18 protein-coding genes and 1 pseudogene are annotated in these 22,011 nt (G+C 69.7%); 12 read left to right on the top strand and 7 right to left on the bottom strand.

Annotation, left to right across the window (positions count from 1 at the left end):
• The first annotated feature begins 36 nt into the window (after nt 1–36).
• The 4 genes from ABZW96_RS29125 to ABZW96_RS29110 all read left to right on the top strand — a co-directional run bounded on the left by ABZW96_RS29125 (nt 37) and on the right by ABZW96_RS29110 (nt 3,865).
• A complete protein-coding gene (locus tag ABZW96_RS29125; protein WP_355078816.1) occupies nt 37–996 on the top strand; it encodes an SRPBCC family protein in 960 nt (319 codons plus the stop codon).
• Nucleotides 997–1,655: 659 nt separating this feature from the next.
• Nucleotides 1,656–2,756, top strand: a complete 1,101-nt coding sequence (locus ABZW96_RS29120; RefSeq protein WP_355078815.1) for a cytochrome P450 — start codon at nt 1,656–1,658, stop codon at nt 2,754–2,756.
• A 165-nt stretch (nt 2,757–2,921) separates the two neighbouring features.
• On the top strand, nt 2,922–3,470 hold the full coding sequence (locus ABZW96_RS29115; protein ID WP_355078814.1) for a cysteine dioxygenase family protein: 549 nt from the start codon (nt 2,922–2,924) through the stop codon (nt 3,468–3,470).
• Entirely contained in the window at nt 3,467–3,865 is a 399-nt protein-coding gene (locus tag ABZW96_RS29110) for a rhodanese-like domain-containing protein (RefSeq protein WP_355078813.1), read from the top strand. The genes ABZW96_RS29115 and ABZW96_RS29110 overlap by 4 nt, the downstream gene beginning before the upstream one ends.
• Before the next feature lie 1,434 nt (nt 3,866–5,299).
• On the opposite strand, the pseudogene ABZW96_RS29105 reads toward ABZW96_RS29110, so the two are convergent.
• From ABZW96_RS29105 to ABZW96_RS29095, 3 genes and pseudogenes are all read right to left on the bottom strand, one after another.
• A pseudogene (locus ABZW96_RS29105) lies at nt 5,300–6,127 on the bottom strand (serine/threonine-protein kinase); the annotation flags it as partial.
• 70 nt (nt 6,128–6,197) lie between these two features.
• On the bottom strand, nt 6,198–6,851 hold the full coding sequence (locus ABZW96_RS29100) for a response regulator transcription factor (RefSeq protein ID WP_355078833.1): 654 nt from the start codon (nt 6,849–6,851) through the stop codon (nt 6,198–6,200).
• Nucleotides 6,852–7,032: 181 nt separating this feature from the next.
• Nucleotides 7,033–8,346, bottom strand: coding sequence for a histidine kinase (locus ABZW96_RS29095; RefSeq protein WP_355078812.1), 1,314 nt, complete (start codon nt 8,344–8,346; stop codon nt 7,033–7,035).
• A gap of 157 nt (nt 8,347–8,503) precedes the next feature.
• Here ABZW96_RS29095 and ABZW96_RS29090 point away from each other — a divergent pair, with 157 nt between their 5' ends.
• The 3 genes from ABZW96_RS29090 to ABZW96_RS29080 are packed head-to-tail and all read left to right on the top strand — an operon-like array spanning nt 8,504 to nt 12,112.
• Complete coding sequence (locus tag ABZW96_RS29090) at nt 8,504–8,812, top strand: hypothetical protein (RefSeq protein ID WP_355078811.1); 309 nt, start codon at nt 8,504–8,506, stop codon at nt 8,810–8,812.
• A gap of 53 nt (nt 8,813–8,865) precedes the next feature.
• Nucleotides 8,866–9,573 (top strand): ABC transporter ATP-binding protein, encoded by a 708-nt coding sequence (locus ABZW96_RS29085; RefSeq protein WP_355078810.1) that lies wholly within the window; start codon nt 8,866–8,868, stop codon nt 9,571–9,573.
• Nucleotides 9,574–9,619: 46 nt separating this feature from the next.
• Nucleotides 9,620–12,112, top strand: coding sequence for an FtsX-like permease family protein (locus ABZW96_RS29080; protein WP_355078809.1), 2,493 nt, complete (start codon nt 9,620–9,622; stop codon nt 12,110–12,112).
• 10 nt (nt 12,113–12,122) lie between these two features.
• Here ABZW96_RS29080 and ABZW96_RS29075 read toward each other — a convergent pair whose 3' ends face one another.
• Complete coding sequence (locus ABZW96_RS29075; RefSeq protein ID WP_355078808.1) at nt 12,123–13,907, bottom strand: protein kinase; 1,785 nt, start codon at nt 13,905–13,907, stop codon at nt 12,123–12,125.
• A gap of 240 nt (nt 13,908–14,147) precedes the next feature.
• On the opposite strand from ABZW96_RS29075, the gene ABZW96_RS29070 reads away from it, so the two are divergent.
• Entirely contained in the window at nt 14,148–15,050 is a 903-nt protein-coding gene (locus ABZW96_RS29070) for a hypothetical protein (RefSeq protein ID WP_355078807.1), read from the top strand.
• 6 nt (nt 15,051–15,056) lie between these two features.
• On the opposite strand, the gene ABZW96_RS29065 is transcribed toward ABZW96_RS29070, so the two are convergent.
• Both ABZW96_RS29065 and ABZW96_RS29060 read right to left on the bottom strand, forming a co-directional pair.
• The gene (locus ABZW96_RS29065; RefSeq protein WP_039799687.1) at nt 15,057–15,722 is read right to left on the bottom strand and encodes a response regulator transcription factor; all 666 of its coding nucleotides are present in this window, start codon (nt 15,720–15,722) and stop codon (nt 15,057–15,059) included.
• Nucleotides 15,723–16,037: 315 nt separating this feature from the next.
• Nucleotides 16,038–17,267 (bottom strand): histidine kinase, encoded by a 1,230-nt coding sequence (locus tag ABZW96_RS29060; RefSeq protein WP_355078806.1) that lies wholly within the window; start codon nt 17,265–17,267, stop codon nt 16,038–16,040.
• 167 nt (nt 17,268–17,434) lie between these two features.
• Between ABZW96_RS29060 and ABZW96_RS29055 the strand changes: the two genes are divergently transcribed.
• From ABZW96_RS29055 to ABZW96_RS29045, 3 genes are read left to right on the top strand one after another with little or no spacing between them, the layout of a single operon-like run.
• Nucleotides 17,435–18,229 (top strand): hypothetical protein, encoded by a 795-nt coding sequence (locus ABZW96_RS29055; RefSeq protein WP_355078805.1) that lies wholly within the window; start codon nt 17,435–17,437, stop codon nt 18,227–18,229.
• The gene (locus ABZW96_RS29050; RefSeq protein ID WP_355078804.1) at nt 18,226–19,590 is read left to right on the top strand and encodes an alpha/beta-hydrolase family protein; all 1,365 of its coding nucleotides are present in this window, start codon (nt 18,226–18,228) and stop codon (nt 19,588–19,590) included. Before ABZW96_RS29055 ends, ABZW96_RS29050 begins: the two co-directional genes overlap by 4 nt.
• A gap of 55 nt (nt 19,591–19,645) precedes the next feature.
• Nucleotides 19,646–20,092 carry an SRPBCC domain-containing protein gene (locus ABZW96_RS29045; RefSeq protein WP_355078803.1) on the top strand — a complete coding sequence of 149 codons (447 nt, stop codon included), beginning with the start codon at nt 19,646–19,648 and terminating at the stop codon, nt 20,090–20,092.
• Between the two features lie 295 nt (nt 20,093–20,387).
• On the opposite strand, the gene ABZW96_RS29040 is transcribed toward ABZW96_RS29045, so the two are convergent.
• Nucleotides 20,388–20,975 (bottom strand): TetR/AcrR family transcriptional regulator, encoded by a 588-nt coding sequence (locus ABZW96_RS29040; RefSeq protein WP_355078802.1) that lies wholly within the window; start codon nt 20,973–20,975, stop codon nt 20,388–20,390.
• Nucleotides 20,976–21,083: 108 nt separating this feature from the next.
• Between ABZW96_RS29040 and ABZW96_RS29035 the strand changes: the two genes are divergently transcribed.
• Entirely contained in the window at nt 21,084–21,986 is a 903-nt protein-coding gene (locus ABZW96_RS29035; protein ID WP_355078801.1) for an SDR family NAD(P)-dependent oxidoreductase, read from the top strand.
• Nucleotides 21,987–22,011 lie beyond the last annotated feature (25 nt).

Here is a 22,011-nt window from a genome sequence, read left to right as displayed (position 1 = left end):
TCATCTCGACGCCATGCCCGACGAGAAAGGACACCGATGAGCGAGCCCCGAGCACGACTGCGCACCGTCGACGGCGCGCCCACCCTGCGGTTCGAACGCAGGCTGGCCCATCCCCCGGAAAAAGTGTGGCGCGCGATCAGCGATCCGAGCCAGATGTCCGCCTGGTTCCCCGCCGCTGTCACGACCGAACCGCGGCCCGGCGCAGCGATGCGATTCACCTTCGCCGACGCACCGGAGACAGCCGACAGCATGTCCCACGGCGAGGTGCTCGAATTCGACCCACCCAAGGTCTACATGTTCCGATGGAACCGGGACGTGCTGCGCTTCGAGCTGGTGGCCGATGGGGACGCAACGCTGCTGATCTTCACCCATGTCCTCGGCGGCGGGCCCGGCGCGCGGCTCGGCGCCGCGCGGTCAGCGGTCGGCTGGGACCGCTGCCTGGCGGCACTCACGGCCGCGCTCGACGGTGGCCACACCGAACCGGACACCACCTGGCTCGCCGATATCGAGTACTACACAGCGGAATTCGGGCTGGACACGGGCGACTGCGCCGAGGTCGCCGACGGCTATGCGCTGCGCTTCGCTCGCGACCTGGTGTGGCAGCCGCGGGACCGGCTGTGGTCGCTGCTCACCGAGGAGCACACTCCGACCGTGGGCGGCCCGCCGCCGATCCGGGCGACCAACGCGCACGTCGAGGCGGGTGAGCTCGTCGGTGTCGAGCCGCCTCGGTGGCTGGAGTACGAGTGGCGGCACGACGACGCGGTGGCAGGCACCGTGCGCTGGTCCTTCGAAGCCGATCCCGACCTCGGCGTGCGGGTGGAGCTGACCCAGACCCTGCCGGAAAAACTGGCTAGGCTACGGCCCCAACTGCTGGCCGCCTGGCACGTCCACCTGGAAGTCTTCTTCGCCGCTACCCGAGGAGACATCCGGTGCCCCTGGCCCGCCGAACGCGTCGCCTCGCTCTCCGAACGGTATGCGGCGGACCTCGGCGAATGATCAGGCCGACCATCGCAGGAACGCCGAACCGCCGGTCGCGCAACGGCGGGGCTCGGTTCAGTCGCCACGACGCTTCCGCTGATACTGAAGAGGCGCTCCGGCGGGGCATCCACGCCCGTCCGAATGAGCGGACGTACGTGACCGAGGCCTCTGCCATCACTGAATCGCCAGTGCGACGGACCACCTTCCCGGATGAATCGCGATGCGGCACTGAGCCGATAAACCCCCTACGGGGACGACGAGGGCGGCCATGACGAAACACGGTCGAGAGGCGCCTGCCGAGCGGCGCGAGCAAGCCCCGGACCGACGCAGCCGCCGCGAACAGCTCCGCGTTCACCGATCGGGCGACTCAAACCGCCCCACCACGGCGCCGGAACTGCTTACGATCCCGTAGCTACATCGGAAAACATGCACCTGACCGGCGCGTAGCCGACCCCGCGTGCCCCGCACGCACCGGCGACGAGCCTCCTCTTCTGGAGTCATGCCCTTTGTCCACGCCACAGTCCCCGCAATCCACTTCTGAGAGCACGAAAAGCTGTCCAGTTCAGCACAATTCGCCACTAGACACCGACGGGCCACGGGTCGCGTTGTACACGGAGGCATTCGCCGCGGACCCGCATCACGCCTACCGTGAGATGCGCCGCCGGTACGGCTCGCTCGTGCCGATCGAACTGGCGCCGAATGTGCCCGCGACGTTGGTGATCGGTTACTACACGGCGCTGCGAATCCTCAACGACCCGGTGCACTTTCCCTCGGACCCACGCACTTGGCAGCAAGGCATTCCCGGTGGCTGCCCGATCCTGCCGATGATGGAGTGGCGGCCGAACGCGCTGCGCAACACCGGATTCGAGCACCAGCGCTACCGGCAGGTGAATGTCGCCGCTATCGACGCGGTCGACCTGCACGCACTGCACGCGACGACCGAACAGATCGCGGGCCCGCTGATCAACGCCTTCTGCCAGGACGGTGCGGCGGATCTGATCAGCCAGTACGCGTTCCCGCTCACATTCGCGGTGCTCAATTCGATGCTCGGCTGCCCGCCGGAGATCGGGCAGCACGTCGCGATCGGCATGGCCGCCATCTTCGAGGGCGTCAACGCGGACAAGGGCAACGCGATGCTCGCCGACGCGCTGTTCGACCTGGTGCAGATGAAACGGCGGAGTCCGGGGGACGACATCACCTCGCGACTGCTGCGGCACCCTGTCGGCCTCGACGACATGGAGATGATCCACCAGTTGGTCACCCTGTACGGGGCGGGGATCGAGCCACAGCAGAACCTGATCGCCAACACCTTGCGGCTGATGCTCACCGACCGCCGATTCGCGGGGGGGATATTCGGCGGCAGCTTGTCCACCCGCGACGCACTCGACGAGGTGCTGTTCGACGACCCGCCCGGCGCCAACTACTGCTTCAGCTACCCGAAACAGCCGATCCTGATCGACGACGTGTGGTTGCCCGCGCACCAGCCGGTCGTGATCAGCATGGCCGCGTGCAACAACGATCCGGCGATCCACACCGGCCAGCACACCGACAGCCGGGCGCACCTGGCTTGGGGAGCCGGACCGCACTCCTGCCCCGCCAAATCGATGGCGTACCTGATCGCGCAGGACGCCATCGACCAACTACTGGATGCCCTGCCCGAGATGCGACTGGCGGTCGAGCCGGAAGAGCTGTCCTGGCGACCTGGACCGTTCCACCGTGCCCTCGTGTCGTTGCCCGTCGTCTTCCCGGAATCCCCGCCCATGCCCGGGTTCGGGTAGCCGAACGGCGGTGGCGCCGCACGCCGAGGCCCGGTGTGCGGCCGTGACGGCGATCGATGAATTTTATTCGCCCTGATCGTGATTCGTGAAAATCCGGGCGCGATGGCGGAGAATCCACGCGGCAGCCACGAGCCGCTCATCCGATCGATCCCGTCAGGAGCACATGTGACCACATCCGTTCCGGTGAACCTCAAGCACGCGCGCGATATCCATCCCGACATCGACGTGCCGCTGGTTCGAGACGCCATCCACCCGGAGCGGACGCTGTGGTCACCCGCCGAGTTACACCGGTTGACCAGCTCGGTGGCCGCGGAATTGGCCACGCCGCTGCTGGACATCGTGCGCTTCGACGCCGAGCAGCGCTGGTGGACCCGCCTGGCCCTGACCATGGGCGTGGAGTTGTGGCTGCTGTCCTGGGCTCCTGGGCAGGGCACCGAACCGCACGACCACGGCGGCGCGTCCGGCTCGTTCACCATGACCGTGGGGGAACTCAGCGAGGAATATCTGTATCTGGGCGGGACGGTCCAGAAGGCGGAACGACGGGCAGGTGACACGGTCGGATTCGGTCCCGATCGAGCGCATCAGCTGCGCAACGACAAGCCGTGGCCCGCCGCGTCGGTGCACGCGTACTCTCCCCCGCTTCGACCGGTCCGCGAATACCGTACGCTGGCTGACTTCGCAGGGACGTCAGCGAGCGGAGTGGATGCACGATGAGTACAGGCGCCGAGGACATGGTGACCAGGGCCAGAGCGCAGCTGGAACGGGTGACGCCGGAGCAGGCCGCCGCGGTGCAGGCCGAGGGCGGACTGATCGTGGACATCCGGCCGCACGCGAACCGCAGTGCCGAGGGTGAGATACCCGGCGCGGTCGTGGTCGAGCGGATCGTCCTGGAGTGGCGCCTCGACCCGAACGGCGACCACCGGCTGCCCGGCGTCGCCGCCGACACCCCGGTGGTGATCGTGTGCAACGAGGGCTACGCCTCCAGTCTCGCGGCCGCCGACGGGCTGCGTCTGGGACTGCGTCAGGTGACCGACCTCGTCGGAGGGTTCCGAGCCTGGAAGGCGGCGGGCTTGCCGGTGGTCCCGGGCGGAAGCCCGGCCGTGCCGTAGCCGACCTGCGCCGCACCGTCAGTAGACGTACACCACCGCGTTCTCGCCGCCGCTGCACGTGACGACCTGACCTTCGGGCAGGCAGTTCATGGTGTAGCTGCGGCCGGTGACCGGGCTGATCGCGACGACCGAGCGCGGCGCGTCACGAGTCGCGTTCTGCGACTGGCCGAGTGCGGCATAGGCTCTGCGCACCTCCTCGGCGAACGCACAGCTGGTCACGGCGGTACCCGTCGCCGACTGGGTGAACGTCCCGGCGGCGGCCTGCCCCTGGCCGCACGGCTTCGCGCCCGCGGGCAGCGTGACCTGGGTCGGCTTCGCCGAGGTCGACGTGGCCGACGGGGCCGATGTGCGGCTCGGCGCCCGAGTGGTGGGCCCGGCCACCGGCGCGGACTCCTCGGAGTGCGCGGCGGCGGAGGTCGTCTCGACTTGCCCGCGGCCGAACGACTGCCAGGCGATCGCGCCGCCGACGGTCAACGCGACGATGGCGAAAACGGCCACCATGATGGGGAGCGCTATGGAGCGACTCGGACGAGACTCGGAGTAATCGGGCTCGTCGTACTCGTCATAGCCGTACTCCGGTTCGTCGCGGCCCAGGGGGCGGCCGGTGCGCGCGGGGTAATCGCCATGCGGCGGATAGTCGGTGCGAGCCGCGTGTGCGTGGTGCTCCGCCGGCGCCAGATACTGGGTCGGGGCCGAGTCCGGTGCGGGAAGGTGGTCGCGCGTGCGGTGCGGTGCGGGTGGCTGTTCTCGATCCGGATACTGCGGGTATTTCCCGAGCCCCGGATGACCTTCGGTGAAGGTGTTTTCGGTGGCCTGCGAATAGGGTTGCGGCGGCGTATCGGAATACGCCTGCGCCACAGTCGGTTCCGCGTATACCCGCGTGGAATCAGGATCGGCGTACGCGGAGTCGTCCGCCTGCCCCGCGTACGCGGAATCGAAAACCCCCGGCGCGGCTGAACCCTGCCCGAACACCTGCGTCGGCGGGGCAGCGGGCTCCGAAAACATCCGAGTGGAATCCGGATCGGGGTATGCGGCGTCGTCCAGCTGTCGCGCGTACGCGGAATCGAAAACCCCCGGCGCGGCGGAATCGGTGTAGCCCTGCCGATACACCTGTGTCGGCGGCGCGGCAGGCTCCGGCGCCTGCGGGTATCCCGCCGCCTCCAGATACGCCTGGGTTTCCGGATACAGGTGCGCGTCCGGGAAGGGACGTATCGGAGGCAAGTCCACCTCCGGCGGGAACGGGGCTCGCGGCGGCTCCGGCGCATCAGCCGACGGAAGCGGCGTGAACTGGAACTCCGTCGGCCGGACCACCGTCGGCGCGCTCGGATGGATCACGGGCAGCTCGCCGGTCGATTCCGGCGCGACCGCCGCACCGGCCTGCTGCGACCGGTCGGGCGCGCGCACCACCAGCGTCGGCCCGGTGGCAGGCGCCGAGGTGAGGGCGGCGCGGGCGGCCCTGGCCAGCGCGGTCGCGGTCGGGTAGCGGTCGGCCGGGTCCTTGGCCATACCGCGGTTCACCACCTCGTCCAACGCGGCGGGAATGCCACTGGCCTGCGCGCTCGGCCGCGGCGGCGGATCGGACATGTGCGATTTGATCAGCACGTTCATGCTGGCCGCCGGGAACGGCGTCGCTCCGGTCAGGCACTCGTGCAGCACGCAGGCCAGCGAGTAGACGTCGGCGCGGCCGGTCACCGGGCCGACGTCGAAGCGCTCAGGAGCCATGTAGATGTAGGAGCCGACGGCCATGCCGACCAGCGTCACCGCGCTGTCGCCTTCGGTATGCGCGATACCGAAATCGGCTAGATACGCGAAATCCGCGTCCGTGACAAGGATGTTCGCCGGTTTCACGTCGCGATGCACCAGATTGTTCGCGTGCGCGGCGTCGAGCGCCGAAGCGATCTGCTCGATGATGCCGACGGCGCGAGCGGGGCTCAGCGGACCCTTGCCGCGCAACAGGGTGCGCAGATCGACGCCCCGGACCAACCGCATGTCGATGAACAGCACCCCGTCGATGACGCCCCAGTCGTGGATCGGGATGACGTGCGGTTCGGCCAGCCGTGCCGCGGCCTGCGATTCGCGCCGGAAACGCAACTGGTACATCGGGTCTTTGGCGAGTTCTTCGGAGAGCAGCTTGACCGCGACCACCCGGTCCTTGACCGTGTCGTACGCCTCGTATACCTCTCCCATTCCCCCCTTGCCCAGCAACGACCGCAGTTCGTACGGCCCGAACCGCGTCCCGGTTCTCGGCCCAGGTTCCTGCACCCGTCATCCTCCGCATCCCGGGCCTGGAACGCACACCGAGATCACGCGGTACGCGACCGGAGCCTGCCCGTCATAGATTGGATTCTCCGGGTGTCACCACCCCGTGGTCAAACGCGAACACGATCGCCGCGGCCCGATCCCGCAGCTCGAGCTTGCCGAAGATATGCCCCACATGACTTTTCACGGTCACTTCCGAGATGCCGAGTTCACGAGCGATTTCCGCGTTCACCCGGCCGCGCCCGATCAGTTCGAGCACCTCGTATTCGCGCGCGGTCAGCTCGGACAGGCGTGCATCCGTGGTGGTGCGCACCGGGCGTACGGTGCGGTAGGCCGACAGCACGCGGCCGGTCACCGCGGGGTCGAGCCAGGCGCCGCCGCCCGCGACCATCCGTACCGCGCGAATGAGGTCCTCGGCGGGCGAGTCCTTGAGGATGAATCCGGCCGCGCCCGCGCGCAGCGCTCCAGACAGCAACTGATCGTCGTCGAAAGTGGTGAGCACCAGGACCGGCGGAGCCCCGTCGCGCGCCCGCAGCATCCTGGTCGCGTCGATGCCGCCGACCCGTTTCATCCGCAGGTCCATCAGCACCACGTCGGGGCCGACCTCCGCGACGGCGGCGGGCACCTCGTCGCCGTCGGCGCATTCGGCGACCACGAATCCGTCCCGCCTGCGCAGGATGCGCCGCAGACCGCCACGCACGAGTTCCTGGTCGTCGACCACCAGCACGGTTACGGCGTCCTCGCCACTGGCGGGTGTCGTCACGCTCACGACCGCACCCCGGTGGCGTTCGGCTCCGACCTGCACGACGGCACGCTCCGTTCTCGGTTCACTCGCCGGTGAACGCGCACGACTCCACCTCGTTGCCCGGACCCGACAACGCCCGATGCTCCGGTTCGCCGACGCTCGCTCACGAAACCTCCCGGCCGGTGGTGGAGCTTCCCGGCAGCACCGAACACGAGAATCCGCCGCGACCGGGCGCGAGCGGGATACCGGCTCGCACCGACCAGCCGCGGCTGGACGGGCCCGCCGTCATGCGCCCGCCGAGCAGTTCGGCGCGCTGCCGCATACCGGACAGACCCATGCCCGCGCCGCGCTGGGCGGGCAGCCCGGCGGGCACCGTGTTGTCCACCGTGAGGGTGACCATCGTCGTGTCCACCGCGACCCGGATCCTGGCGGACGCGCCGTGCGCGTGTTTGACCACGTTCGCCAGCGACTCCTGGCCGATCCGGTACAGCGCGAGCCCGACCGCGGGCGACACCGCGCCGAGATCGCCCTCGCGGTCGTAGCGCACGTCTAGACCGGCCCGCACGAAATCGCCGACCAGATCCTCGATGTCCTCCACACCCGGTTCCGGCGCCTGCTTCCAAGGGCGCGCGTCGAGCAGGCCCACCGTGCGGCGGATGTCGGCCATCGCCTGCCTGCCGAGTCGTTCGGCGTCGGTCAGCGCTTCCACGGCTTCGTCCACGTCGCGGTCGGTCTGCAGCGCGTGCCGGGCGGCGGTGAGATGCAACAGCGTGACGCTCAGCGAGTGCGCGATCACGTCGTGCACTTCTCTGGCGATCCGGCGCCGCTCCTCGTCGGCGGCCTGCGCGGCGCGGATGTCCTGATACCCGCGTTCCTGGTAGAGGAAGCGGCGCTGATACTGCAGCATCAACCCGGCCATCCAGCCGAAGGCGATGCCGACCAGATAGGTCGGCAACCCTTCGGTCACATGGCCGATCAGGGCGAAAGCGACCAGTTGCAGCATCATCGCGATGGTGACCGGGATGCTCACCCGTTTCGGCGCGATCGCCGCGATCTCGCCCGCGGCGGCCACCAGGACGAACGGCGCGAAATCGGCCTCGACCGGTTGAGCGAGGAACAGCGCCTCGGCCGTCATCGCCATCGCGCCGAGCAGCAGCGGGCGCGGCAGCACGCCGAGCAACGCATGCAAGGGACCGAAAGCGCAGGTCAGTAGCACCGCCACGATCGGAAGCAGGGTCGGGAAATAGCTGTGCCGCTGGATCGCCGCCGCGACCGCCACGGCGAAGACCGCGATGTCGACGCTGACGATCACCGAGGGCGGGTAGTCGTAGGGCAACTCCTCGACGCTGCGCCGGAAGGCCGCGACCGGATCGCGCGCGAACTCGGCGCACCGCTCCCCGACACGCCGCATCGAGGCCGGCACGCGGCCCGCGCGAGGCGTACCTGGCGGTGCTTCGGATACGCCGGTCGAACCCATTCTGTAAGGCTAGCCGCCGGATCCGGGCCGGTACATCGTCCCACGAGCGGGCCGCCGCTCCTACCGTGGTCGGAGACGCATTCGGGTCCCTGGCACGACGACAACAAGACGGTCGCGTCCGTAGCGTTGGCGGTATTCACAGAGGAAGGCGATGGCCATGTCCTGGACGGATCAGCACGCTCGAACCGACATCGTGCACACCGTACTCACCCGCGCGGCGCTCGACCCGGCCGATCCCGACCTGTTCGCGGGACTCCCCGATCTGGATCGGCTGTTCGGCGGCGAGGACGGGCTCCTGCTCACCTTGCGCTACCGGTGGAATCTCCACTTCGCCGCAAAACTCGACCAGGGATCGACGGCGATGGAGGCCTATCTCGAACTGGCGGCCGAGCAGCCGGTGCTGCGCGCGGTGCTCGACGCACAGTATCGTCGCCGCAAACTCGCGTCGGAGGCCATGGCGCGGTAACGCGCGACGAGGAACGAAGAACTTTGATCGACCATACGGAGCGGGGGACGACGATGCCGGAACCGGCAATGCTGGAACTATCGGGCGTGACGAAGGAGTATCGGGTCGGCGGCCAGGCGGTCCGCGCACTCGACGACGTCGCATTGCGCATCGAGACAGGGGAATTCACCTCGATCATCGGGCCATCCGGTTCCGGTAAGAGCACCCTGTTGCATCTGCTCGGCGCGCTGGACAGTCCCGACGCGGGCTCGATCCGGTTCCGGGGCGAGGAGATCGGCGTGCTGGACGAGGAGCAGCAGTCGGAATTCCGGCGTCACCAGGTCGGATTCGTCTTCCAATTCTTCAACCTGCTGCCCACGCTCTCGGCGTGGGAGAACGTGGCGATACCGAAACTGCTGGACGGCACGGGTTTGCGCAAGGCCAAGCCGCGCGCCCTGGAGTTGCTCGACCGGGTGGGCCTCGCGGCGCGGGCCGAACACCGTCCAGCCGAATTGTCCGGCGGGCAGATGCAGCGGGTGGCGGTGGCGCGGGCGTTGATCATGGACCCGCCGCTGATCCTGGCCGACGAGCCCACCGGCAATCTCGACTCCAAGACCGGCGCCGCCATCCTCGAGTTGCTCGGCGAGATCGCCGCATCGGGCAGTTCGGTGGTGATGGTGACCCACGACATGGGCGCGGTGACCTACTGCGACCGTGTGATCACCCTGCGCGACGGCCGGATCGGGTCCAACGACAAGGTCGAGCGGACGGTCAACGCGTGAACGGTCGGCGGCGCGGCGTGGACATGCGGGCGAGAAGGGAAACAGCATGATCGGCGCGGCGTGGGATCGCCTGCGGCTGTTCAACATCGGCGAGCTGCTCGCCCATCGCGGCCGCACCTTCATGTCGCTGATCGTGATGGGCGTGTCAGCGTCGCTGCTGGTGGCGGTGCTGAGCATCTCCGGATCGGTCACCGGCTCGGTGGACAGACTGACCCGCGGCCTGGGCGGGAAGGCGCAGCTGGAGGTCAGCGGGATCACCGACGCGGGATTCGACCAGCAATTGCTGCGGCGGATCGCGACCACACCCGGCGTCGCGGTGGCGGTGCCGATGCTGCGGGCGCAGATCGGCACCGGCGCCGACCGCGCGCTGCTGATCGGCGCCGACTCGAACATCGGCGCGCTGGGCAGCGAATTGACCGCGCCGATGAGCGCTTTCACGGGGAAGCTGCTCTCGGTGCCCAATGGGGTGCTGGTGGGCACCGGGCTCGGCCGCACCGAGGGCGAGCAGTTCGCGCTGGGCGGCACGACGGTCACGGTCGCGGGTGTCCTCGACGCGGAGACCTCCCGGAAACTCGACGACGGCCACCTCATCGCCGCCCCGCTCGGGCTGGCGCAGAAGATCACCGACCGCGCCGGGCGGCTGGACTCGGTGCAGATCATTCCCGCTCAGGGCGCCGATCTCGGCCAGGTGCGCGCGGCACTCACCGACGCGGTGGACGGCCGCGCGGTGGTGGCCGAGCCGAGTCTGCGCACCGCGCAGGCGGGCGGCGCGGTGCAGATCGTCCGCTACTCCACCACCATGGCGTCGGCGGCCGCGCTGATCGTCTCGGCGTTCCTCATCTACAACGCGATGAGCATGGCGATCGCCCAGCGCAGGCCGATGCTCTCGCTGCTGCGCGCGATCGGCGGCAAGCGCGGCCCGATGGTGCGCGACCTGCTGGCCGAGGCGGCGCTGCTCGGCGTGCTCGGCGGCGCGGTCGGCGCGGCGCTGGGTGTGTTCATGGGCAGCATCGCGATCGGCACACTGCCCACCGCGATCGTGCAGTCCGTGGAGGCGCGCACCGAATACTCGGTGCCCTGGTACGTGATTCCGTTCGCCGTCGTGGCCTGCGTGTTCACCAGCGTGCTCGCGGCCTCCCTCGCCGCCCGCCAGGTGTACAAGGTCCAGCCCATCGAGGCGCTGGCTCCGGTCGGAGCGGGCCGGACCGACACCGCGAGCCCGCTGCTGCGCTGGCTCGCCGTCATCGCGGGTGGCGGGCTGGCCGGGGCGGCGGTGCTGATCGCGAGCAGCGATCTCGGCCGCTACTCGCTGACCGCGATCTCGATGTCGTTCATCGCCGCGATCCTGATCTGTTTCGCCGCGACCGGCCCGATCGTGCGGGCCGCGGCGGGGATCGCGCGCTGGTTCCGCGCCCCCGGCGCCCTGGGCGCGACCACGCTGGAGCGTTCGCCGCGGCGCGTGTGGGCGACCGCGATGACGGTGATGATCGGTGTCGGGGCCACCGTCGGCATGAGCGGCGCGTCCAGCAACATGATCGACTCGGCCACGGTCACTTTCACCGATCTGGCCCGCAACGACGTCTACGTCAGCCCCGCCTCGATGGCGCAGTTCCCGACCGGGCCGCTGCTGCCCACGGATCTGGCGGGCAAGCTCGCGGCGGTGCCCGGCGTCGCGCATCTCAGCCCGGCGCAGATGGCCTTCGCCACGCTGGGCGGCAGTCGCGTGATGCTGCAAGGGTTTCCGCCCGACGCCAGGGAAACGCGGATGCGCATGCTCACCGACGAATCGGTCGCCCGGCTGTCGGCCGGGGAAGGCGTGGCCATCTCGCGCGACGTGGCGCGCTCACTCGGCGTCGGTGCGGGCGCGGAACTGACCCTGCCGACCCCGACCGGCCCCCACACCGTGCGTGTGTTGCAGGTGATTCCGTACTTCTCCGCCATCGCCGGCGTGGTGATGATGGACCTGAACCTGATGCGCAGCTGGTACGAACGGCCCGGGGAGACGGTCATCGCGGTCGACATCGCACCGGGCGCCGACCGCGCGGCGGTGTTCGCGGCGATACGGCAAGTGGTGCCGCCGGAGTTGAACGTGGACACCGGCGCGGACACGGTGGTGGCCGCTTCGTCGAGCATCCGGCAGGGCATGGCGATGAGCAACGCCATTCTCTGGATCGTGGTGCTGGTCGCCACCGTCGCGTTGCTCAACACGTTGATGCTCTCGGTGCTGGAGCGCCGCAGGGAACTCGGCGTACTGCGTGCCATGGGCACCGGGCGCAAGTTCCTGATGCGCTCGGTGCTGGCCGAGGCCGCCGGTATCGGGATCGTCGGCGCGGTGCTTGGTCTGGCGCTCGGCGCGTCGGTGCAGTTCCTGGGCACGGTCGCCATCGGACACGCCCTGACCATCGACGTGGCCTACCGGCCGAGCCCGATGCTGCTGGTCTACGCCGTGATCGCGCTGGCGCTGGCGCTGCTCGGGTCGATTCCACCCGCGTTGCGGGCGGCCCGGCTGCCCATCGTGGAGGCGCTGGCCGTCGACTGAGACTCCTGGTTCACAGCGGCAGGTCGGCGAACCAGGCCTTGAATTTCGCCGAGGTGATGCCGAACCCGGAGGTCGGCATGCTGTCGGTGAGGGTCACCGTGGCGAACAGCAGGTAGTTCGACCGGGCCGGGTCGTCGGCGAAGTCGACGACGAGATAGCCGTCCGGCAGTCCGCTCGCTTTCTCCTGCCACCGGTAGGTCGAATACGACTCGCCGTTGTTGCGTTCGGTCGTCGCGGTATTCGACGGCAGGTCCCGCACAGCGGCCTGGGCATCGGCGGACGACTTGAAGCCGATGAGGACGTAGTCGGGCTCGTCGATCGGTGTGCCCCAGCAGTTCCAGGCCGTCGCCCAGTTCGGGAAGTCGGGTACGCCGTTGGCGCTGGACACCTTGCCGCCCGGCTTGGCGGTGCCGAGGAAGCAGGTCTTGCCGCGATAGCCCGGTCCGGAGCCGATGTCGTATTTCGTATCGACGCCTTGCGGCAGCAGCTTCGGGAACGCTTCGGCGAGCCTGTCCGCGGCGGACGGGCCCGACGGCGTCTTGGTGGGGAGGTCGAGCGGCGACGCGGAATTCGAGAATCCGACCTTCGCGACGACGATGCCGACGCCGACCAGCAGCGCCACGATCACCAGGACGATGGTCACGATCAGGCCGGTATTGGAGCGGCCCTGCGACGGATAACTCGGCTGGTGGGGCGGATAGGCGATCGGCGCCGGAGCCGAAGGCAGCGGCGCCGCAGGGTAACTCGGCTGCGGAGCCGCCGCGGCATAGCCATTGGACGCCGAGAACTGCTGGCCGCTCATGGGGTTCGGGTTGTACTGCGGTGGAGCGGTATAGCCGGGGGCGGAGGCGGTGGGGACGTAGGTCGGCGGACTCGCCTCCGGCCCGGGATAGGCCGGTTGCGCGAGGACGGTGGGCGCGGGCTGCGGTTGGTACTGCGCGGCCACCACCGTCGGAGCGGGCTCGGTGAGCGCTCGCCGCGCGGCCGAGGCGAATTCGACGCAGGAGACGTATCGGTCGTCGGGTCGCTTCGCCATGGCCTTGGCGATCACCGCGTCCAGCGCGGGCGACAGACCGGCGCGCCGGGCCGCGACGGAGGGCGGCGGCAACTGGAGGTGGCCGCGGATGATGTCGGCGGGGGCGGGCGCGTCGAACGGGGCGACGCCGGTCAGCAACCAATACAGCGCGCACGCCAGCGAGTACTGATCGGAGCGGTGGTCCAGGTGGGCCCCGGTCATCTGCTCGGGCGAGGCGTAGGCCAGCGTCGCGGTGAACATGCCGGTCTGGGTCAGGTGGGTGGAATCCTCACGCAGCCGGGCGATGCCGAAATCGGTGAGGAAGACCCGCTCACCGTGGCCGCCCACCGCGCGGGCCAGCATGATGTTCGCCGGCTTGACGTCGCGGTGCAGCACCCCCATCCCGTGCGCGTAGTCAAGGGCGGAGGCGACGCCTTCGACGATCTGCACGGCACGCTCCGGCGGCAGGTTCTGCGGGTTCACCGTGGCCGCGTCGACGCCGTCGACGTACTGCATGGAGATCCACAGCTGCTCGTCCTCGGTGCCGCGGTCGTACACCGCGACGATGTTCGGATGGTCCAACTGCGCCGCCAGGTCCGCCTCCCGCTCGAAGCGGGCCCGGACCTCCACGTCGGTGAACAGCTCCCGGTTGAGCAGTTTGAGCGCGGTCTGCCGAGGAAGTCTGGGATGACGGGCGAGATACACCGATCCCATGCCGCCCTGACCGAGGAGCTTCTCTATGGTGAACCCGGCGAACACCGCACCGCTGTCGAGCAACACGCCCCCTTCAGGTGACCGCTTTCCTACCGATCCTGGAGCCTACCGGGTGACGCCGTGGCCACGGGGTTTCGAATTCTCCGGGAAGATCGGCAAAACTATGTTCGAGACATCGTGCCGTCGACGCCGCCGCGCGCCGCGGTGATGTCTCTCGTCCGGTCACCGACCGGACGGGCCCGATGAGATATTTTGCACCGCCGTTCTACAGCGCGACGCGTCACCGGTGGTGGGGAGGACTCGGTGGTGAGGTCGACGGGATCCGCTTCGTCGTGTCGTTCGGTGCTGCGCGCCGCAGCGATGGTGGTGCTGCTCACGCTGACTTCGTGCACGCTGCTTCCCGGCAATCGGGCCGACACCGATCCCCCGGCGGTCGTCGTCGACACCGCGGGGGCGTGGCGGCCGCGGCTCGCCATATCCATGCCCGACTCGCTGGCCGCCGATTTCACCCAGTTACAGCCCCAGCTCGGCGGACAGGTCGGCATGGCGATCATCCCCGTCGGCGGGGGCCGGATGACCGTCTTCGGCGACTGGGTCAGCGGCATCGCGTGGTCGACGATCAAGGTGCCGCTCGCGATCGCGGCGCTGCGGCACGACCCGCAGGAGGGCATCATCCACGACGTGGAGGCGGCCATCACGTGGTCGGACAACGACGCCGCGGAGGCGCTGTGGCAATCGCTCGGCGACGGGCTGGAAGCGGCCAAGGCGGTGCAGGACGTGATCGACGAGGCGGGCGACGCCACGACCGGGGTGGCGGGCCCGCGCACCACCTTGGACTACACCTCCTTCGGCGGCACCGAATGGACGCTGGCCAATCAAGCCCGCTTCGCCTCCCGGCTGCCGTGCCTGCCCGAGTCGTTCCAGGTCACCGAGCTGATGACGAAGATAACGCCCGAGCAGGCATGGGGTCTTGGCGTCCTGGAGGGCACGGCCTTCAAAGGCGGCTGGGGTCCCGACGACGACACCGGCGTCTACACCGTCCGCCAGTTCGGCCTGGTGCCGGTGCGGTCCGGCATGGTCGCCGTCGCGCTGGCGGCGACGGCCGATTCCGGCAGCTTCGACGACTCCACCACCATCCTGAGCCGGATGGCGCGGATGCTCGGCGGTCATCTCGACGAACTGCGCGGCGGGTCCTGCCCGCCGATGTGACCCGGCTCAGCCCGGGGTGACCAAGCCGGTTTCGTAGGCCAGCACCACGGCTTGCGCCCGGTCGCGCAGATTCAGCTTCGAGAACACCTTGGAAACATGGGTTTTCACGGTTTGCTCGGCCACGAACAGGGTTTCGGCGATCTCGGAGTTCGACATGCCTTTCGCGATCAGTTCCAGCACTTCCCGCTCCCGGGGAGTCAGCGCGGACAGCTGCGGCGACGGCTTGGCGCGGGCGGCGCTGCGGCGGCGGGTGACGTCGGCGATGAGTCTGCGGGTGACCGTGGGCGCGAGCAGCGCCTGACCGTCGGCGACCACCCGCACCGCGCGGACCAGTTCCTCGGCGGGCGCGTCCTTGAGCAGGAACCCGCTGGCGCCGAGGCTCAGCGCCTCGTAGACGTAGTCGTCGATGTCGAAGGTGGTGAGCATCAGTACGCGCACCGGCGGGTCGAACCCGGCCGCCAGGATGGCGCGGGCCGCGTCGAGCCCGTTCATCTCCGGCATACGCACATCCATCAGCACGACGTCCGGGCGCAGCCGCTTCGCCTCGGCCACCGCGACCTTGCCGTCCGCCGCGTCGCCCACCACGCTGATATCCGGCTGCGCGGCCAGCAGCGCCCCGAACCCCTGACGGACCATCGCCTGGTCGTCGGCGATCAACACCGTAATTGCCACCAGCTCACCCTAATTGCCCCGTACGACTGCGCGTCGCGCCGACCGGACGCACGAGCATGCCAGGGGCCCACCGTCCCGACTGTGCATCGACGGGCACGCTCGGCCCGTGTCCCAGGCCAGCACATCTGATCGCCGCTCGGGCGCTGCGGCCACGGTCTGCTCTGATGCGATGTCTCGACACCGCTCAACTCCCGATTCGGTGTCGTGCCCGGCAGCCTCGGGTGCTTTGTGCAACGGCGGCACCTGCCTTCCGTCGCTGCCTCCGATCGGCATCCGCAGGAACCCGCAGCGCACTGCGCATCCTCCCGGCGGTGCTCAGCGTCCTGGTTCGCCGTGCAGCGCGCCTGCACCGACAACTGCGGCAGCCGCTTCCGGCACGGTGAGCGGGAAGCGCGCGTGGACCCGGAATCCGCCGTCCGCGCGCGGCCCCGCCGTCACCTCGCCGCCCACGGCCAGCGCTCGCGCCTGCATACCCGCGATGCCGTGGCCGCCGTTGCCGACCGTCCGGGCGGGCGTGGCCCCCGGCTCGTTCTCGACGTCGAGCAGCAGCTCCGCGTCGCGGGCGATGCGCACCTGGACCGGCGCGCCCGGGGCGTGCCGGGAGGCGTTGGACAGTGATTCCTGCACGACGCGGAACAAGGCGAGGCCGGTGGTCTCCGGGATCGTGTCCAGCGCACCCTCGACGGTCCACTCGATGCGGACACCAGCGCGGCGCGCGCCTTCGAACAGGCCGATCACGTCGGCCGCCTTCGGCTGGGGCGCGTGCTCGGGCAACTGGCCGTCGCTGCGCAGCACACCCAGCATGCCGCGGATCTCGTTGAGCGCTTCGCGCGCTGTGGCGCCGATCGACTCGAACTCGGCGCGCGCGGCCGGGGTGACGCCCTCGACCCGGTACGGCGCGGTCTGCGCCTGCACCACCACCAAGGACATGTGGTGGGCCACGACGTCGTGCAGATCGCGGGCGATGCGCGCCTTCTCCTCCAAGATGGCCCGGCGGGCCCGCTCGAGTTCGTTCTCCTCCTCCTGGCGCACCAGCTGCCGCCGCGACAGCGCCAGCCAGCGGACGAGCAGTCCGAACAGCACCAGCGCGCCCAGCGCGATCGGCCAGCCCCACGCGGCGTTCGCGAACGCTTCGCCCTCGCCGGGCATGGTGGTCGCGAACAGCAGGGCGGTCGCCGCCCAGGACACCGCCACGATCTGTCCCGGGGCGCGCAATGCCACCGCGAACAACAGCACCAGCACACAGAGCACGTGCACGACCTGGAACGGCAGGTCGTTGTTCGGCTGATGCGGGATCGCCAGCGCGATCACCAGCGCGGAGCCCGCCGAGATGGCCCAGCCCAGCGCCGGGTTGACCCGGACCAGCAGCACCGGGAACGCGGCGAGCGCGGCGATGAACGGCTGCGCCGCGGCGGGCACCGCGTGGGTCAGGTGCAGGGTCGGCCAGGCCACCGCGTACCAGATCAGCGCGACCAGCACCGTGCCCAGGTCGAACCAGGTCCGCGCGTCCAGCCGTCGCGTCCAGCCGCGACTTTCTCGGTTCATGCCTACGACACTAGGAACTCCCAGTTCACCGCGGCCTCATACCCACGGGTGATTTCCGCCCCGATACCCCGGTGTGAGGCGGCGCGGCGGCTCCCCCGGCGGCACGGCGCGCGAAACCTCCCCGGGCGTGAGGCGGGACCGGAAAGCCGGCCCCTAACGTCGTCGCCATGAGCACACCGACCAGCGCCGGGCGCAAGACCCGGTTCGCTTCGGCCGTAGGAGCCCGAAATCATTCCGCCGCAGCCTCTTCCGTCACCGCGCACACGCGACGCTACGCCGCGCTCACCGCGACCGCGCTGACCACCGTGGCGGCGACGGTCTTCCTCTCCCCCGCCCCGCAGGCCGCCGCGGCGGCCGCGCCGATCGAGAGCCCGCAGGCGAGCGCCGCCGTCGCCGAGCTGGCCGCCGGTGGCCCCGACGCGCTCACCGCGATCCCGGCGGACTTCGTCGCGTCGTTCGGTTACCGGCCCAGCACGGTGGACGGTTTGCTGGTCGATCCGGACGGCGACTGCTCGTCCCCGGTGACGCTGCCCGCCGAGTTCGACACCGCGTGCAAGGCCCATGACCTCGGCTACGACCTGTTGCGCTACGCCGACCAGCGCGGCGAACCGCTGGGCCCGTGGGCGCGGCAGGCCCTCGACGCGTCGCTGGACCGGCAGATGCACCAGGCCTGCGCCACCCGCGTGGACCCGTTCTCCCGCGCCCGCTGCGATGCGATGGCATCGATCGCGAACACCGCGGTCGATCTGAACTCGCGGCGGCAGGATTACGGCGTACCGGTGGTCGAGCCCCTGTTCGACGCCGCCGAGTCCGACTCCGCGTCGAGCTGGAAGCTGCTCGGCGTGCTCGTCGCCGGAATCGCCGGTCTGAGCGCGGCTCTCGTCGTCCACAACCGGCGGCGTGGCTCCGGACTCGCGGATTGCCCGCCACCTGCGTCCGTCGCGGCAACGGTGCGGCGATGACGGCGTTCCCGAACCGCCGTCTCCGACTCCAGGCACGACCGCCGCGGATCGGCACGACACTCGGCATCGGGCTCGGCACACTGGCGTCGTTGGCCCCGGGTCTGCTCCCTCGCACACCGGGCGCGCAAGCCGTGCTGACCGGGCTCCTCGCGGCGCTGACGCTCGGCGTGGCCGGAACGCTGCGAATCATCGTGCGGCGAAGGGGTTTCGACTTCGATCGGCACCATGCGTGGCTGCGGCTGCCCCTGCTGATCGCGATATCGGTGCTGGTGGCGGGAGCGGCGGCGAACGCGGGACACTGGCAGAACCGGCTGCGCGCCGCGATGGGCACGCCGCCGATCGGCGCCGACTACTGGGTGCGCTGCGCGCTCGGCGCGGCGCTGATCGTCGGGCTGTTCGCCGCCGCCACCCGCTCGATCGCCTGGTCTTGGCGGAAACTGGGCTGGTCGCGGGGCGTCTCGCTGGCCGCCGTCGCGGCGGTGCTGCTGTACCTGGTCGGTGTGCCCGCGGTGGTCGGATGGCGGGAGGCGGCGTACGCGCGGGCCAACGCCGAGCTGGATCCCACTCTGGTGCGACCGGTTTCGCACGCCGGGTCGGGTAGCGCGGAGTCGGCGGTGAGCTGGACGTCGCTGGGCGCCGAGGGGCGCAAATTCGTGAGCGACGCGTCGGTGCGCGCCGTGCGGGTCTACGTCGGGGTCGCCTCCGCACCCGACCTGGACAGCCGCGTCGCGCTGGCGATCCGGGAACTGGAACGGTCGGGCGGCTTCGCGCGCTCGCACCTGGTCGTCACGGTGCCCACCGGATCGGGCTGGATCGACGCGAACGCCGTGGCGGGGTTCGATCGGCGCTTCGGCGGTGACGTGGCGCTGGTCGGGCTGCAATACTCCTATCTCCCGAGCTGGGCGACGTTCGTGTTCGGCCGGGAATCGGCGGTGACGGCCGCTCGCAACTTGTTCACCGCCGTCGAGCGCCACATCCAAAGCCTCGCGCACAAGCCGAAGCTGTACCTGTACGGGCAGAGCCTGGGCGCTCTGGGCGGCAACGCCGTCTTCGCCGACGACGCCGAGCAGGACGACCGAACCTGCGCGGTTCTTTGGGCGGGTCCACCGGCCGACAATGTCCACCGCGCCGGCGCGACCGTGCTGGCCAATAGCTCGGATCCGGTGATCCACTGGTCGCTTTCCCAGCTGTGGCGTGCGCCCGACCTGACCGGCGCCCGCGTCGACGCTCCGGTTCCGCAATGGCTTCCGGTGCTCAGCTTCGCGCAGACCACCGCCGATCTGCTCGCCGCGCTGCACGCTCCGCCGGGCCACGGCCACCGGTACGGCCAGGATCAAGGGACGGCGATGGGCTCGTGCTGAGCTGTTCGGCACGCCACTCGCCAGCGACCGCCATAGAACATGTTCTAATTTCTTCATGGCCTTCGTCATCGACCTCGCCGCCGACATCGACGCCCCAGCCGACCTGGTGTGGCAGGTGATCACCGACTTCCCGCACTACGGCGAATGGAATCCCTTCGTCACGGAGTGCCGCAGTTCGCTGGTGCCCGGCGAGCCGATCGACATGCTCGTCCAGGTCTCCGGCTCGAAGCCGCGCAAGCAGCGGGAATGGATCCGCTCGCACACCCCCGGCAGCGAGCTGAGCTACTCGATGAAACCCGTGCCCCTCGGCGCGCTGCACAGCCTGCGCTCGCACACTGTGACGCCGCTGCCGGACAACCGCACGCGCTACGAATCGCACTTCGAACTCGGCGGATGGCTGCACCCCGTGGTCGTCGCATCGCTGGGCAAGAATCTGCGCCGGGGTTTCGAGGGCATGACCGACGGCATCAAGAAGCGGGCCGAATCGCTGCGCGCTTCCTGAGGGCCGCCGTCCAGCCGTCCGACCGGACCGGGGAAACTGTTGCGAACGCGAAGGAGACCGCCCAGTTGACGGACGATCGATCAGCCCCACCGAGCAGTCTTTCGACGACGATGACTACGACGTCGGCCTGGAAGATCCGGTCATCGAGGGCGACGCGCCGACGACGTGGCAGGAATTCGCCGCGGACGCCCGCACGAGTGGGTCCAGCGATCTCGCGCCGATCGTGCAGAGCCTGGAAGCCGGGGACGCCACCCTCCCGTCCAACGCCGGTCTGATCGAGTAGACACCCGCGGACTCAGGCACGCAGATAGGCCAGCGCGGCGTCGAGGGCGGCGTCGGCATAGTCCTCGGTGAGACCACCGAGGCCGAGGGACCACCGCATCTGCACCGGACCGAGCAGCAGATCGATGGCGAGCTCGAGATCCAGATCCGCGCGCACTTCGCCTGCGGCGACGGCGGCGGCCAAGCGGTCGGCGACAGCGGCGCGCTGGGGCAGCAGCAAACGCTCACGGTAGGCGGCGCCCAACTCGGCGTCCTGCTGGATCTCGATGTACATCGCGCGGAGGAAGGATTCGAACCCGGGATCGGTCAGCGCGACGATCGAACCGCGCAGCAACTGGCGCAGATCGGCGGCGATGTCGCCGGTGTCCGGTAGCGCCGGACCCTCCGGCCCCGAATCGGCTTCGAGCATGGCATCGAACACCACCGCCCCCTTCGACGGCCACCAGCGGTAGATCGTCTGCTTGCCGACACCCGCACGGGCCGCGATGGCCTCGATGCCCAGCTTCGCGTAGGACACCTCACGGATCAGCTCGGCGGTCGCGGCGAGTATCGCCGCACGGGAGCGCTCGCTGCGGCGCGCGGCGGTGGGAGTCTCGGGCATGCCGTCATGGTAGCAGATGACGAGACGAAACGTCTCGTCTTGACAAGGCGCGAGCGACTTGGCACGGTATCCGACGAGACGGAGCGTCTCGCGACGAAAGGATCGCCCATGACCAGAACGTGGTTCATCACCGGCGCAGGCCGCGGACTCGGCCGCGCCTTCACGACGGCCGCGCTCGCCGAGGGGGATCGCGTCGTCGCGACCGCCAGAAACCCGGAGACCCTCGCGGGCATTGCCGACGACCGTCTCACCGTGTTGCCCTTGGACGTTCGCGACCGCGCCGGCGTGATCGCCACCGTGGACAAGGCGTTCGCGCTGACGGGCACGATCGATGTGCTGGTGAACAACGCGGGTTACGGCTTGGTCGGCGCCGTGGAGGAACTGACCGAGACGCAGATCCGCGACCAGATGGACACCAACTTCTTCGGCGCCCTCTGGGTTTCCCAAGCGGCAGTGCCCCATCTGCGCACGCAGGGTTCGGGGCACATCGTGCAGATCTCCACGGTCGGGGCCGTGGGCAGTCTGCCCCTGTTCGGGCTGTACAACGCGAGCAAGTGGGCACTGGAGGGATTCAGCGCCTCGCTCGCGGACGAACTGCGCCCCTTCGGCATCCGGGTCACGCTCGCGCAGATGGGCGGCTTCGACACCGACTGGGCCAAGTCGAGCATGCGATTCGCCAGCGGCATTCCCGCCTATGCGCCGGTACGTAACGCCATCCTGGGCATGCCGGACTACCCGGCCGAGGCGACCGGAACGGAGTCGACCGAAGCCGAGCCGGCGAACACACCGAACGAGCCCGCCGCCCCGGTCGAATCGGGCGCCGACACCGAGTCCGAGTGGATCGAAGCGCCTCCGGAGGTCGGCGCTGCGGGTCTGATCGAGTTGGTGAACATGCGGAACCCGCCGCTACGCAAGATCATCGGGCCTGGCGCGCACCAGATGGTCGCACTCGCGTTGGATCAACGCCGCGCCGACTACGCCGGCGACCCCGAATTCACCTGGCCCGCCTGATTGTTCACCGAGCCGCTCGGGACCG

This window comes from Nocardia sp. NPDC004168 (assembly GCF_040610355.1).
Taxonomy (GTDB): Bacteria; Actinomycetota; Actinomycetes; order Mycobacteriales; family Mycobacteriaceae; genus Nocardia; species Nocardia sichangensis.
The sequence above is the reverse complement of the archived record's forward strand: the minus strand, read 5'-3'. Positions and strand labels throughout refer to the sequence as shown.